This window comes from Pseudomonas sp. Z2-11, from assembly GCF_054161305.1.
The window spans coordinates 5,381,093-5,393,988 of record NZ_CP096395.1; the positions used below are offsets into that span (position 1 = coordinate 5,381,093).

At 61.9% G+C, this 12,896-nt stretch carries 12 protein-coding genes; 9 read left to right on the top strand and 3 right to left on the bottom strand.

Annotated features, from left to right (window positions below; translation table 11 throughout):
- Positions 1-128 precede the first annotated feature (128 nt).
- Positions 129-683 (top strand): tetratricopeptide repeat protein, encoded by a 555-nt coding sequence (locus M1E16_RS23910; RefSeq protein ID WP_305498608.1) that lies wholly within the window; start codon positions 129-131, stop codon positions 681-683.
- A gap of 141 nt (positions 684-824) precedes the next feature.
- Here M1E16_RS23910 and M1E16_RS23915 read toward each other — a convergent pair whose 3' ends face one another.
- The gene (locus M1E16_RS23915; protein WP_003185742.1) at positions 825-1,154 is read right to left on the bottom strand and encodes a DUF1820 family protein; all 330 of its coding nucleotides are present in this window, start codon (positions 1,152-1,154) and stop codon (positions 825-827) included.
- A gap of 133 nt (positions 1,155-1,287) precedes the next feature.
- On the opposite strand from M1E16_RS23915, the gene miaB reads away from it, so the two are divergent.
- The 5 genes from miaB (at position 1,288) to lnt (ending at position 6,721) form a co-directional block, all read left to right on the top strand.
- Positions 1,288-2,616 (top strand): tRNA (N6-isopentenyl adenosine(37)-C2)-methylthiotransferase MiaB, encoded by a 1,329-nt coding sequence (miaB, locus tag M1E16_RS23920; protein ID WP_458128550.1) that lies wholly within the window; start codon positions 1,288-1,290, stop codon positions 2,614-2,616.
- A 215-nt stretch (positions 2,617-2,831) separates the two neighbouring features.
- Positions 2,832-3,839, top strand: coding sequence for a PhoH family protein (locus M1E16_RS23925; RefSeq protein WP_434627991.1), 1,008 nt, complete (start codon positions 2,832-2,834; stop codon positions 3,837-3,839).
- The gene (ybeY, locus tag M1E16_RS23930) at positions 3,832-4,290 is read left to right on the top strand and encodes an rRNA maturation RNase YbeY (protein WP_434696722.1); all 459 of its coding nucleotides are present in this window, start codon (positions 3,832-3,834) and stop codon (positions 4,288-4,290) included. Before M1E16_RS23925 ends, ybeY begins: the two co-directional genes overlap by 8 nt.
- Before the next feature lie 40 nt (positions 4,291-4,330).
- Positions 4,331-5,170: an HlyC/CorC family transporter gene (locus M1E16_RS23935; RefSeq protein ID WP_186610826.1), complete on the top strand. Its 840-nt coding sequence runs from the start codon at positions 4,331-4,333 to the stop codon at positions 5,168-5,170.
- 27 nt (positions 5,171-5,197) lie between these two features.
- Positions 5,198-6,721, top strand: coding sequence for an apolipoprotein N-acyltransferase (gene lnt / locus M1E16_RS23940; protein WP_458128551.1), 1,524 nt, complete (start codon positions 5,198-5,200; stop codon positions 6,719-6,721).
- Between the two features lie 169 nt (positions 6,722-6,890).
- Here lnt and M1E16_RS23945 read toward each other — a convergent pair whose 3' ends face one another.
- A complete protein-coding gene (locus M1E16_RS23945) occupies positions 6,891-7,652 on the bottom strand; it encodes a YdcF family protein (protein ID WP_434672885.1) in 762 nt (253 codons plus the stop codon).
- A 103-nt stretch (positions 7,653-7,755) separates the two neighbouring features.
- Positions 7,756-8,076, bottom strand: a complete 321-nt coding sequence (locus tag M1E16_RS23950; RefSeq protein ID WP_434571622.1) for a hypothetical protein — start codon at positions 8,074-8,076, stop codon at positions 7,756-7,758.
- Between the two features lie 293 nt (positions 8,077-8,369).
- On the opposite strand from M1E16_RS23950, the gene leuS reads away from it, so the two are divergent.
- The 3 genes from leuS to holA all read left to right on the top strand — a co-directional run bounded on the left by leuS (position 8,370) and on the right by holA (position 12,749).
- Positions 8,370-10,976, top strand: a complete 2,607-nt coding sequence (leuS, locus tag M1E16_RS23955) for a leucine--tRNA ligase (RefSeq protein WP_458128552.1) — start codon at positions 8,370-8,372, stop codon at positions 10,974-10,976.
- A gap of 90 nt (positions 10,977-11,066) precedes the next feature.
- Positions 11,067-11,672 (top strand): LPS-assembly lipoprotein LptE, encoded by a 606-nt coding sequence (locus M1E16_RS23960; protein ID WP_434627978.1) that lies wholly within the window; start codon positions 11,067-11,069, stop codon positions 11,670-11,672.
- 39 nt (positions 11,673-11,711) lie between these two features.
- Positions 11,712-12,749 (top strand): DNA polymerase III subunit delta, encoded by a 1,038-nt coding sequence (gene holA, locus M1E16_RS23965; protein ID WP_434571617.1) that lies wholly within the window; start codon positions 11,712-11,714, stop codon positions 12,747-12,749.
- Positions 12,750-12,896: the final 147 nt, after the last annotated feature.

Below are 12,896 nucleotides of genomic sequence, written 5' to 3' on the forward strand. Positions count from 1 at the left end.
CCGCTATCGTTCCCTCGCAGCAGAAAAACGAGTAAAGACTTTGTAAGGATGGCCCTGCTTATTTCATAATGCGCGCTTATTGGATCCCCCGGAGGGTCCACGCGCCCCTCAGAGGTAAGTCGATCCCCATGAACCGCACCGGCCGCACCCTTGCCTTGGGCTGCCTGTTGCTCCTTCAGCCCCTGCTCGCCAACGCACAGGCAGGCGGCAACTCGTTGTTGATCCCGGCGATGGGCCGTTGCACGCTCAACACCCAGCCACAAGATCTGGCACCGGCACTCGACGCCTGTCGAAAAGCCGCCGACGAGGGCGATGCCCAAGCGCAATATGAGCTGGGCGAGTTCTACTATGACGGCAAGGCCGCGCCCCGCGACCTCAAGCAAGCCCTCGACTATTTCGAAAAAGCCTCGCTGCAAGGCCACGCCCAGGCGCAATTCAAGCTTGGCGGCATGTTCTTCCATGGCGAAGGCGTGCCGGCCAACAACGTCCAGGCTTACATCGTCTTGAAGATGGCAGCGGTCAACGGCGCCGAAGAGGCACTGGACACCGCCGACGAAGTCGCCGAGCAGATGCCCCGCGACGAGCTGGAAGTGGCGACCCAGGTGCTGGGCCAGATCTTTCGCAAATACCTGATGGAATTGCAGAACGCCGACGGGCGCACGCCGTTTTCGCCGCTGCCCTGATTATTGCTTCGGCCTGGATGGCCTCATCGCGAGCAGGCTCGCTCCCACAGTTGGATCCCTGTAGACACAAAATTTGTGTGCACCAGCAATCCATTGTGGGAGCGAGCCTGCTCGCGATTGGGGGCAACTCGGTGTTGAGCCTTACTTCTCAGGCATCGGCATCGGAAACGGCATGACATTGCCGACCGCGCCACGGGCTTCGCTGATTTTCGGCGTGCCCAGGCGCTCGACCTCGTCGATGCGCACGATCGAGTGCATCGGCACGAAGCTGCGCACCACGCCTTCGAACTGCGCCTTGAGCTTTTCTTCGCTCGGATCGACGACCACTTGCGTGCGCTCGCCAAAGACGAATTCCTCGACCTCCAGGAAGCCCCACAGATCACTCTGATAGATCTGTTTGGCGTACATTTCGAACACCTGGCCCTGGTTGAGGAAAATCACCTTGTAGATTGGAGCTTCACGTTTGGTCATGGCTGGCGAAACACATCGGCGGGTAAAAATGAGGGCGCGAACTATAGCATAGCCACTGCTCGCGCGAATTAGCCACACAGGCCACTATTTCCCTATAATGCGCGGTTCTTTGAATCACGTGATGAACCCGTCCATGGCCAAGAAGCTTTACATCGAAACCCACGGTTGCCAGATGAACGAGTACGACAGCTCGCGCATGGTCGATCTGCTGGGTGAACACCAGGCCCTGGAAGTCACCGCCCGGGCGGAAGACGCGGACGTGATCCTGCTCAACACCTGCTCGATCCGCGAACGCGCCCAGGACCGGGTGTATTCCCAGTTGGGCCGCTGGCGCGAACTGAAGCTGGCCAACCCGGACATGGTTATTGCCGTTGGCGGCTGTGTCGCCAGCCAGGAAGGCGCGGCCATTCGTGACCGCGCGCCCTACGTGGACGTGGTCTTTGGCCCACAGACCCTGCACCGCCTGCCGGAAATGATCGACGCCGCACGCATTACCAAGCTGCCGCAAGTAGACGTCTCGTTCCCGGAAATCGAAAAATTCGATCACCTGCCCGAACCGCGTATCGACGGCCCAAGTGCCTACGTATCGGTGATGGAAGGCTGCAGCAAGTACTGCACCTTCTGCGTGGTGCCGTATACCCGCGGCGAAGAAGTCAGCCGCCCCTTCGACGACGTGATTGCCGAAATCATCCACCTGGCGGAAAACGGTGTGCGTGAAGTGACCCTGCTGGGGCAGAACGTCAACGGCTACCGCGGGCTGACCCATGACGGTCGCCTGGCGGACCTCGCCGAACTGATCCGCGTCGTGGCGGCGGTGGATGGCATTGACCGCATCCGTTACACCACCTCACACCCGCTGGAGTTTTCCGACAGCCTGATCCAGGCCCACGCCGAGGTCCCCGAACTGGTCAAGCATCTGCACCTGCCGCTGCAATCGGGTTCCGACCGGATCCTCGCGGCCATGAAACGCAACCACACGGCGCTCGAGTACAAATCCAAGCTGCGCAAGTTGCGCGCAGCGGTACCGGGGATCTGCATCAGTTCGGATTTCATCGTCGGTTTCCCCGGCGAAACCGAGAAGGATTTCCAGCAGACCATGAAGCTGATCGAGGATGTGGGCTTCGATTTCTCCTATTCCTTTGTCTACAGCCAGCGCCCCGGCACGCCAGCGGCGGACCTGGTGGACGAGACGCCCGAGGAAGTGAAGAAGGAGCGACTCAATGCCTTGCAGCACCGCCTTAACCAGCAAGGTTTCGAGATCAGCCGACAAATGGTCGGCTCCATCCAGCGGATCCTGGTGACCGATTACTCGAAAAAAGACCCGGGCGAATTGCAGGGGCGCACCGAGAATAACCGTATCGTCAACTTCCGCTGCGACACTCCGGCATTGATCGGCCAGTTCGCCGACGTGCACATCGACGCCGCGCAACCGCACTCCCTGCGCGGTTCGCTGGTCCAGTAACAACACCACTCCATGTGGGGGCGAGCCTGCTCGCGAATGCGCTATTACGGTCAATATCGAGGTTGGATGTGACAGCGCTTTCGCGAGCAGGCTCGCTCCCACACTGGTCGTGGCGAGCCTGTTGTCAGATTGCACCGCTTAAGAGCTTTCGCACCCAGCCTACTGGCGTTATCCTTGATTTCATCTTAATTGCCCCTGGGCGGCTAAAAACGACCTTGAACGCACCCATCGAACCACATCGTTTCATTCTCGAGCCCTTCGAGGCTCGCCGCTTCGCCAATCTGTGCGGGCAATTCGACGAGCATCTGCGCTTGATCGAACAGCGCCTGGCCATCGAGATCCGCAACCGCGGAAACCAGTTCGAGCTGATCGGCGAACCCAAGCACACCTCCTCCGCGGAAAACCTGCTGCGCCGCCTCTATCGGGAAACCAAGGCAAGCGAGCTGTCGCCGGATCTGGTCCATCTGTTCCTGCAGGAATCGGCTGTCGAGGAACTCGACAACCCAGCCCCTGCGGAACCTGCGGTGGCCCTGCGCACGAAAAAAGGCATGATTCGCCCGCGCGGCCTGAATCAGCAGCGCTACGTGAAGGAAATCCTCGCCAACGATATCAATTTCGGTATCGGCCCGGCCGGCACCGGCAAGACGTACCTGGCCGTGGCCTGTGCGGTCGATGCGCTGGAGCGCGAACAGGTGCGACGCATCCTGCTGGTGCGCCCGGCGGTCGAAGCCGGGGAAAAGCTCGGCTTCCTGCCCGGCGACCTTTCCCAGAAAATCGACCCGTACCTGCGCCCGCTCTACGATGCACTGTACGAAATGCTCGGCTTCGAATACGTCGCCAAGCTGATCGAACGCCAGGTCATCGAGGTTGCACCACTGGCCTACATGCGTGGCCGCACGCTGAACAACAGCTTCATCATCCTCGACGAAAGCCAGAACACCACCGTCGAACAGATGAAGATGTTCCTGACCCGGATCGGCTTCGGCTCCACCGCCGTCATCACCGGGGACATCACCCAGGTCGACCTGCCCCGTGGCACCAAGTCCGGGCTGAACCATGTGATCCAGGTGCTCAAGGATGTTCCGGGCATCAGCTTCACGCATTTCATGCCCAAGGATGTCGTGCGCCATCCGCTGGTGCAGCGCATCGTCGAAGCCTATGAACGCTTCGAGAATCGCCAGGAAGACGCGCCCGCCGCCAAGGGCAACAGCCACGATGCTTGAACTCGACCTGCAACTGGCCAGCGAACATGCAGCCCCCGGCGAGGCCCAGTTCCGTCAATGGTGCGAACTGGCCCTGCGTCAGCGTAGCGCCGACTCGGAACTGACCATTCGCCTGGTGGACGAAGCCGAAGGTCGCGAGTTGAACCACACCTGGCGGCAGAAGGACTACGCCACCAACGTGCTGTCCTTCCCCGCCGACGTGCCCGACGAACTGCTCGATATCCCGCTATTGGGCGACCTGGTGATTTGCGTCCCCGTGGTGGAGCGTGAAGCGGCAGAACAACACAAGAGCCCTGAGGCCCATTGGGCTCATCTGGTGATTCACGGCTGCTTGCATTTGCTCGGTTACGACCATATGGAAGATGACGAAGCCGAGGAAATGGAAGCACTGGAACGAACGTTGCTTGCCGAGCTGGGTCATCCCGACCCTTATGCCGGCGACGAACACTGATACATCAACCTGTAACGACAAAGGATTCAGAGTAATCGCTATGAGCGAAGATCGATCGACCAACGGGCAGAAGTCATGGCTGGGCAAGCTCACCCAGGCTTTTGCCCATGAGCCGAAAAACCGCCAGGAGCTGCTGGAGCTACTGCGCGATGCACACCAGAACAAACTGTTGGACAGCGAAGCGCTGGCCATCGTCGAAGGCGCCATCCAGGTCGCTGACCTGCAAGTGCGGGACATCATGGTCCCGCGCTCGCAGATGGTCAGCATCAAGGCGACCCAGACTCCCCGCGAATTCCTGCCGGCCGTGGTCGATTCCGCTCACTCGCGCTACCCGGTCGTCGGCGAGAGCCATGACGACGTCATGGGCGTGCTGCTGGCCAAGGACCTGCTGCCGCTGATCCTCCAGGAGAACGGCGACAGCTTCAACATCAAGGACTTGCTGCGTCCGGCCACCTTCGTGCCCGAGTCCAAGCGCCTTAACGTGCTGCTGCGCGAGTTCCGCGCCAATCACAATCATATGGCCATCGTCATCGACGAATACGGTGGCGTGGCCGGACTGGTTACCATCGAAGACGTGCTTGAGCAGATCGTCGGCGACATCGAGGACGAACACGATGTCGAGGAAGACAGCTACATCAAGCCACTGCCCAGCGGTGACTTCCTGATCAAGGCCCTGACGCCCATCGAGAACTTCAACGAGTTCTTCGACAGCGAATTTTCCGACGATGAGTTCGATACCGTCGGCGGCCTGGTCATGAGCGCTTTCGGGCACCTGCCCAAGCGTAACGAAACCACCGAGATCGGCTCCTGGCGCTTCCGCATCCTGAATGCCGACAGTCGCCGGATCCATCTGCTGCGCCTGTCACCCATTGCCCGTTAACCCCTGCGAGACCCGCTAAGGAAATACATGCGCTGGATAACCCGCCCCGGCTGGCCCGGTAACCTGCTGGCCGTGGCGGCCGGCGCGATCACCACCCTGGCGTTGGCACCCTTCGACATCTGGCCGCTGGCATTGCTCGCGGTCGGGTTGTTCTACGCCGGCTTGCGCGAACTCTCGCCCCGCCAGGCCCTGGGCCGTGGTTGGTGTTTCGGTTTCGGCCTGTTTGGCGCCGGCACCAGCTGGATCTACGTCAGCATCCACAACTTCGGCGGCGCCTCGGTGCTGCTAGCCGGTCTGTTGATGCTGTTGTTCATCGCCGCCATCGCCTGGTTTTTCGCCCTGCCCGCCTGGCTGTGGGCGCGCTGGCTGCGGCGCAACGAGGCGCCCCTGGCCGACGCACTGGCCTTCGCCGCGCTGTGGTTGGGCCAGGAAGCTTTCCGCGGCTGGTTCCTGACCGGTTTCCCGTGGCTTTATTCCGGCTATAGCCAGCTCGACGGCCCGCTGGCGGGGCTCGCGCCGCTGGGCGGGATGTGGCTGATATCCCTCACCCTCGCCCTGACCGCCGCGCTGCTGTACAACGTGCCCCGGCTGCTGCGCGCCGGGCGCAAGGGCTTCATTGCTGCGGGCCTGGTGCTGCTGGTCGGTCCGTGGGTCGCCGGCATGGCGCTCAAGGGTCACGCCTGGACCAGTCCTTCGGGCGACCCGCTGAGCGTGGCGGCGATCCAGGGCAATATCGAACAAAGCATGAAGTGGGACCCCGAACAGCTCAACGCGCAGTTGGCGCTGTACCGCGACATGAGCCTCAGCTCCAAGCGCGTCGACCTGCTGGTCTGGCCGGAAACCGCGGTGCCGGTGCTCAAGGAGTCCGCCCAGGGTTACCTGGACATGATGGGCAGCTTCGCCGCCGAGCGGCATTCGGCGCTGATCACCGGCGTGCCGATTCGCCAACTGGTGCGCCACGAGAGACGCTACTTCAACGGCATCACCGTGACCGGAGAAGGCGATGGCACCTACCTCAAGCAGAAACTCGTGCCCTTCGGCGAGTACGTGCCGTTGCAGGACCTGCTGCGCGGGCTGATCGCGTTCTTCGACTTGCCCATGTCGGATTTCGCCCGGGGCCCGGCCGACCAGCCGCTGCTGCAAGCCAAGGGTTACCAGATCGCTCCATTCATTTGTTACGAAGTGGTCTACCCGGAATTCGCCGCCAGCCTTTCGGCGCGCAGCGACCTGCTGCTGACCATCAGCAACGACACCTGGTTCGGCACTTCGATCGGCCCGTTGCAGCATTTGCAAATGGCGCAGATGCGCGCGCTGGAAGCCGGCCGCTGGATGATTCGTGCCACCAACAATGGCGTGACCGGCCTGATCAACCCCTTCGGCCAGATCACCGTCAGCATCCCGCAGTTCGAGCGCGGCATCCTCTACGGCGAAGTGGTGCCGATGCACGACCTGACGCCCTACCTGCAATGGCGTTCGTGGCCGTTGATCATCCTGTGCGTGTTGCTGCTGGGCTGGGCGTTGATGGCCGGACGGATGGCCAAGACCGTTTGACACATCTCTTGTAGGGCTGGATATCTCTGTGGCGAGGGAGCTTGCTCCCGCTCGGCTGCGCAGCAGTCGCAAAACCGGACAGTGCGGTTTACCTGGAGCACTGCTGGGGCCTGCTTCGCAGGCCAGCGGGAGCAAGCTCCCTCGCCACAATAGCGTTCACCTTGATAAGTCAGCGGTAGAACAACCAATACCCTACCAACCCCACCGCTTCATTCATCAACTGTCCCGACTGCCAGATCGACTTGAACTCCGGCATCCAGCCGCCCAATGGCCGGGCATTATCCTGGCCGAGAAACCCCATCGGCGCCGGTACCACCTCGAAGCCCGCACGCTGGAAGCTCCAGACCGCGCGTGGCATATGCCAGGCCTGGGTCACGACGACCACGCGCTTGACGCCTTCAGGCAACAGGATCTGCGCGCTCATCTGGGCATTTTCCCAGGTCGTGCGGCTGCGCTCTTCCAGCCAGCGTACGGTCACCCCGTGATCATCGAGCATCGCGTCGGCCATCAGCTTCGCTTCGCTGGGCGGAGTGCCATAGTGCAAGCCACCAGTAGTCAGCACAGGCAGGCCGGACGCCTTGGCCAGGCGCGCCGCATAGCGCTGGCGCTCCAGACCGATACCGGTGGGCTGGTCAGTGCCCCAGGCCAGGTCGCCACGCTCACGACCGGACCCCAGCACCACGATGGCGTCGGCACGCTGAGCCAGGGTCGCCCATTCACTGCGCGGCAGTGGCGGCTCACGCTCCAATGCCCCGGCGCTCCACTGCACCACCACCGGCAGGCTCATCAGCCAGAAACCACCGAGGCCCGCCGCAAAACACAGGCGAGCCAGGCGCGGCCGGGAGTCGCGCCACCACCAGGCAAGCGCCAGCAGCAGTAAAAGAATGCCGGGCGGCAATAGAAGTTGTTTGATGAAATAACGAAACGGCATCGGGCATCTCCAAAGATGCCCGAAGCCTAGGTGGGTTGACGCAATGCGACAACAGATTCGAAAAAAGCCGAATCAAAAAAAAGCGACACGCGTGGATCCGGCTTCACTTGAACTGCAGCGACCGGACCTTTACAGCATCCTTGTCGGGCGTCCGGTCCTTGAGCCAGACAACCTTGGCCGGACGGGGCGCATCGAGACGCTTGTTTGCCTGGACACCACTGGAGGAGGCCTGGTGCCCGACTTGCTCAAGGTAAGCCTTGACGACTTCGAACTCTGCGGGGCTCAAGCCGCGTAGTTCCAGCTCTGCCGGGCGTTCATCACGCAAGCGACCGGCGGTTCTTGCCGCGTCCAGGGCCACCCCGAGACGATCGATCAGTTTTTCGTACAGCTCAGGTGTAGCGACTTTTCGTTGTGATTCAACCATCCCTCACCTCATTGAAGATAAGACTCACTCCCCATTGAGAAGCTTAGCTTCGCTGGGCAAACCGGCAGGACGCCGCGACCAACGGCCCTGAACGCCGGCCGTCGGCAATGGTCGGCAACGCCTGGACACGCAATCAAGGTTTCCCTCGGCAGAGCGCGGTCATGTATGCTACGGCGCTTCCTGTAACTCCACTTCCAGCCTGGCTGGGCATCGAAAACGCCGCATCCGGCGTCGTCTGCGTCCAGCATGGCAATGAAGAGGATTGGGCCACCCCATTCAGTACAAAAGTAGCCATGCACGAACACTACCAGCCCCGTGAAATCGAAGCCGCCGCCCAATCGTTCTGGGACGAGCAAAAGTCCTTTGAAGTCAGTGAACAGCCAGGCAAGGAGACGTACTACTGCCTGTCGATGTTCCCTTACCCCAGCGGCAAGCTGCACATGGGGCACGTGCGCAACTACACCATCGGCGACGTGATCTCCCGCTACCAACGCATGCAGGGCAAGAATGTCCTGCAACCGATGGGTTGGGACGCCTTCGGCATGCCGGCGGAAAACGCCGCGATGAAAAACAACGTGGCCCCTGCCAAGTGGACCTACGAAAACATCGCCTACATGAAGACCCAGCTGCGCAGCCTGGGCCTTGCGGTGGACTGGTCTCGCGAGGTCACCACCTGCAAGCCCGAGTACTACCGCTGGGAGCAGTGGCTGTTCACCCGCCTCTTCGAAAAAAGCGTGATCTACCGCAAGAACGGCACCGTGAACTGGGACCCGGTGGACCAGACCGTACTGGCCAACGAGCAGGTCATCGACGGTCGCGGCTGGCGCTCCGGCGCGCTGATCGAAAAGCGCGAGATCCCCATGTACTACTTCAAGATCACCGCCTACGCGGATGAACTCCTGGAGAGTCTCGACGAGCTGACCGGCTGGCCCGAGCAGGTCAAGACCATGCAGCGCAACTGGATCGGCAAGTCCCGGGGCATGGAAGTTCAGTTCCCGTACGACGTCGCCTCCATTGGCGAGGCCGGCACCCTGAAAGTCTTCACCACCCGTCCGGATACCCTGATGGGCGCCACCTACGTGGCCGTGGCCGCCGAACATCCGCTGGCGACCCTGGCGGCGCAGAACAACCCCGAGCTGCAGGCGTTCATCGCCGAATGCAAGGGCGGCAGCGTCGCCGAAGCCGATGTCGCCACCCAGGAAAAGAAAGGCCTGCCGACCTCGCTGTTCGTCGAACACCCGCTCACCGGCGAGAAACTGCCGGTGTGGGTCGCCAACTACGTGCTGATGCACTATGGCGACGGCGCCGTGATGGCCGTGCCGGCTCACGACGAACGCGACTTCGAGTTCGCCCACAAGTACAACCTGCCGGTCAAACCGGTCGTGCGCACCAGCGCCGGTGACCAGACCCCGGCGCCATGGCAGGATGCCTATGGCGAGCACGGTGAGCTGATCAATTCCGGCGAGTACAACGGCCTGGATTTCGCCGGCGCATTCGATGCCATCGAAGTCGCGCTGATCAAGAAAAACCTCGGCGCCTCGCGCACCCAGTTCCGCCTGCGTGACTGGGGCATCAGCCGCCAGCGCTACTGGGGCTGCCCGATTCCGATCGTGCATTGCGACACCTGCGGCGATGTACCGGTACCGGAAGACCAGTTGCCAGTGGTCCTGCCGGAAGACGTCGTACCCGATGGCGCCGGCTCGCCCCTGGCGCGCATGCCCGAGTTCTACGAATGCAGTTGCCCGAAATGCGGCGCACCGGCCAAGCGTGAAACCGACACCATGGACACCTTCGTCGAGTCCTCGTGGTATTACGCCCGCTATGCCTCGCCGCATTATGAAGGCGGCCTGGTGGAAAAATCCGCGGCCGACCACTGGTTGCCAGTGGACCAGTACATCGGCGGCATCGAACACGCCATCCTGCACCTGCTCTACGCGCGCTTCTTCCACAAGCTGATGCGCGACGAAGGCCTGGTGAGCTCCAACGAGCCGTTCAAGAACCTGCTGACCCAAGGCATGGTGATCGCCGAGACTTACTATCGTCGCGAAGCCAATGGTGCCTATACCTGGTTCAACCCGAGCGACGTCGAGCTCGAACGCGACAGCAAAGCCAAGGTCATCAGCGCCAAGCTGATCGCCGACGGCCTGCCGGTGGAAATCGGTGGTACCGAAAAAATGGCCAAGTCGAAGAACAACGGCGTCGACCCACAATCGATGATCGACCAGTTCGGCGCAGACACCTGTCGCCTGTTCATGATGTTCGCGTCGCCACCCGACATGAGCGCCGAATGGTCCGACTCCGGCGTCGAAGGCTCGCACCGCTTCCTCAAGCGCGTCTGGCGCCTGGCCCAGGCTCACGTCAGCCAGGGTCTGCCGGGCAAACTGGACCTCGCCGGCCTGAACGACGAGCAGAAAGCCATTCGTCGCTCGATTCACCTGGCGATCAAGCAGGCCAGCCATGACGTCGGCCAGAACCACAAATTCAACACGGCCATCGCTCAAGTAATGACGCTGATGAATGTGCTGGAAAAAGCCGCGCAAGACACCGAACAGGATCGCGCGCTGGTTCATGAAGGCCTGGAAGCGGTGACGCTGCTGCTCGCGCCAATCACCCCGCACATCAGCCATGAACTGTGGAATCAATTGGGTCACGCCGACCCGGTGATCGACGCCGGTTGGCCGGTGGTGGACGAAACAGCGCTGGTACAAGACAGCCTGACCCTGGTCATTCAGGTCAACGGCAAGCTGCGCGGCCAGATCGACATGCCGGCCGCCGCCACTCGCGAAGAAGTCGAAGCCGCCGCACGCGCCAACGAAAACGTACTGCGCTTCGTCGATGGCCTGACGATCCGCAAAGTGATCGTCGTGCCCGGCAAACTGGTCAATATCGTCGCAAGCTAATTGGATCGGGCGTCCAGGCCACCGGCCGGACGCCGAATATGACCTGCGGGGCCGCACAGTCGGTCCATGGGTTTCAAGGGGAGCAACAAGATGATCAAACGTAATCTGCTGGTTATGGGCCTGGCGGTCCTGTTGAGCGCCTGCGGCTTCCAGCTGCGCGGCACTGGCACCACCGAGCTGGCCATCAAGGAACTGGACCTCAGCGCGCGGGACGCTTATGGCGATACCGTGAAAATGCTGCGTCAGACCCTGGAAAACAGCGGTGTGAAAGTCTACAGCGGCGCACCGTACAAGCTGGTATTGGCAAGCGAACAGCAAAGCCAGCGCAGCCTCAGCTATGCCGGCGCCGGTCGTTCGGCCGAGTACGAGCTGACCAACGTGTTGAACTACGAAATCCGCGGCCAGAATGGTCTGTCGCTGCTGGATGACAAGCTGCAGGTGCAGAAGGTCTACCTGCACGACGGCAACAACATCACCGGTTCCGATCAGGAGTCCGTCGAAGTACGCGGCGAAATGCGTCGTGAACTGGTCCAGCGCATGATGCTGCGCCTGCAACAGCTGAGCCCCGCTCAACTGGACCAGTTGCAACAGACCGCCGACGCTCGCGCCAAGGCCGAAGCCGAAGCGCTGGAAGCGGCACGCAAGGCTGAGGCGGAAACCCCGCAACAGTCGCCGTTGCAGATCCCGGCTCAATAAGCCTTGCGGGGCGCTCCGGCGCCCCGCTCGCCTGCGCCTATGAAACTCGCTCCCGCTCAACTCGGCAAACACCTGCAAGGCGCGCTCGCGCCCGTCTATATCATCAGCGGCGATGACCCGCTGCTGTGCCAGGAAGCCGCCGACGCCATCCGCTCTGCCGCCCGCCAGCAAGGTTTCGACGAACGCCAGGTGTTCGCCGCCGACGCCAGCTTCGATTGGGGTACGTTACTGCAGGCCGGGGCAAGCATGTCGCTGTTCGCCGAGAAACGCCTGCTGGAACTACGCTTGCCCTCCGGTAAACCCGGTGACAAGGGCGCCGCCGCGCTGATCGAATACTGCTCGCGGCCCGCCGAGGACACTGTACTGCTGATCAGCCTGCCGAAACTCGACGGCAGCGCGCAGAAAACCAAGTGGGGCAAGGCGCTGGTCGAAGGCCAGCAGACTCAGTTCGTGCAGATCTGGCCGGTGGATGTCAGTCAGTTGCCCAGCTGGATCCGCCAGCGCCTGTCCCAGGCCGGCCTGTCGGCCAGCCAGGACGCGGTCGAGCTGATTGCCGCCCGGGTCGAAGGCAACCTGTTGGCCGCTGCCCAGGAAATCGAAAAACTCAAGCTGATGGCCGAGGGTGGCCAGATCACGGTGGAAACGGTCCAGGCGGCCGTGGCCGACAGCGCACGCTTCGATGTCTTCGGGCTGACCGACGCGATCCTCAACGGTGAAGCCGCCCACGCCTTGCGCATGCTTGAAGGCCTGCGGGGCGAGGGCGTCGAACCGCCGGTGATTCTCTGGGCGCTGGCCCGGGAGTTGCGCCTGCTCGCGAACCTGTCGTTGCAATACAGTCAGGGCGTGCCGCTGGACAAAGCCTTCAGCCAGGCCCGGCCGCCGGTATGGGACAAACGCAAACCGTTGATGAGCAAGGCGCTGCAACGTTACTCGGCATCACGCTGGGCGCAATTGCTGCTCGAAGCCCAGCGCATCGACGCACAGATCAAGGGCCAGGCCGCAGGTTCACCGTGGATGAGCCTGAGCCGGTTGTCGCTGTTGATGGCCGGCCAACGGCTGTCATTACCCGCTGAATAAACCGGTACCTGTGGTGAGGGGACTTGCTCCTCGCCACAAAATCTCTCCATCCAGACAACATAACCAGCACGGTCCAGGGACTGGACAAAAACCCAGCTCTGTCCCATGATTGCCTCGCGAAAAACCATCCCCAGGAGAGATCTGATC

Coding starts and splice junctions, on each gene's coding strand:
- ybeY (WP_434696722.1), top strand. CDS start 3,832: ATGCTTGAACTCGACCTGCAACTGGCCAGCGAACATGCAGCCCCCGGC.
- holA (WP_434571617.1), top strand. CDS start 11,712: ATGAAACTCGCTCCCGCTCAACTCGGCAAACACCTGCAAGGCGCGCTC.
- lnt (WP_458128551.1), top strand. CDS start 5,198: ATGCGCTGGATAACCCGCCCCGGCTGGCCCGGTAACCTGCTGGCCGTG.
- M1E16_RS23910 (WP_305498608.1), top strand. CDS start 129: ATGAACCGCACCGGCCGCACCCTTGCCTTGGGCTGCCTGTTGCTCCTT.
- leuS (WP_458128552.1), top strand. CDS start 8,370: ATGCACGAACACTACCAGCCCCGTGAAATCGAAGCCGCCGCCCAATCG.
- M1E16_RS23960 (WP_434627978.1), top strand. CDS start 11,067: ATGATCAAACGTAATCTGCTGGTTATGGGCCTGGCGGTCCTGTTGAGC.
- M1E16_RS23950 (WP_434571622.1), bottom strand. CDS start 8,076: ATGGTTGAATCACAACGAAAAGTCGCTACACCTGAGCTGTACGAAAAA.
- M1E16_RS23945 (WP_434672885.1), bottom strand. CDS start 7,652: ATGCCGTTTCGTTATTTCATCAAACAACTTCTATTGCCGCCCGGCATT.
- M1E16_RS23915 (WP_003185742.1), bottom strand. CDS start 1,154: ATGACCAAACGTGAAGCTCCAATCTACAAGGTGATTTTCCTCAACCAG.
- M1E16_RS23935 (WP_186610826.1), top strand. CDS start 4,331: ATGAGCGAAGATCGATCGACCAACGGGCAGAAGTCATGGCTGGGCAAG.
- miaB (WP_458128550.1), top strand. CDS start 1,288: ATGGCCAAGAAGCTTTACATCGAAACCCACGGTTGCCAGATGAACGAG.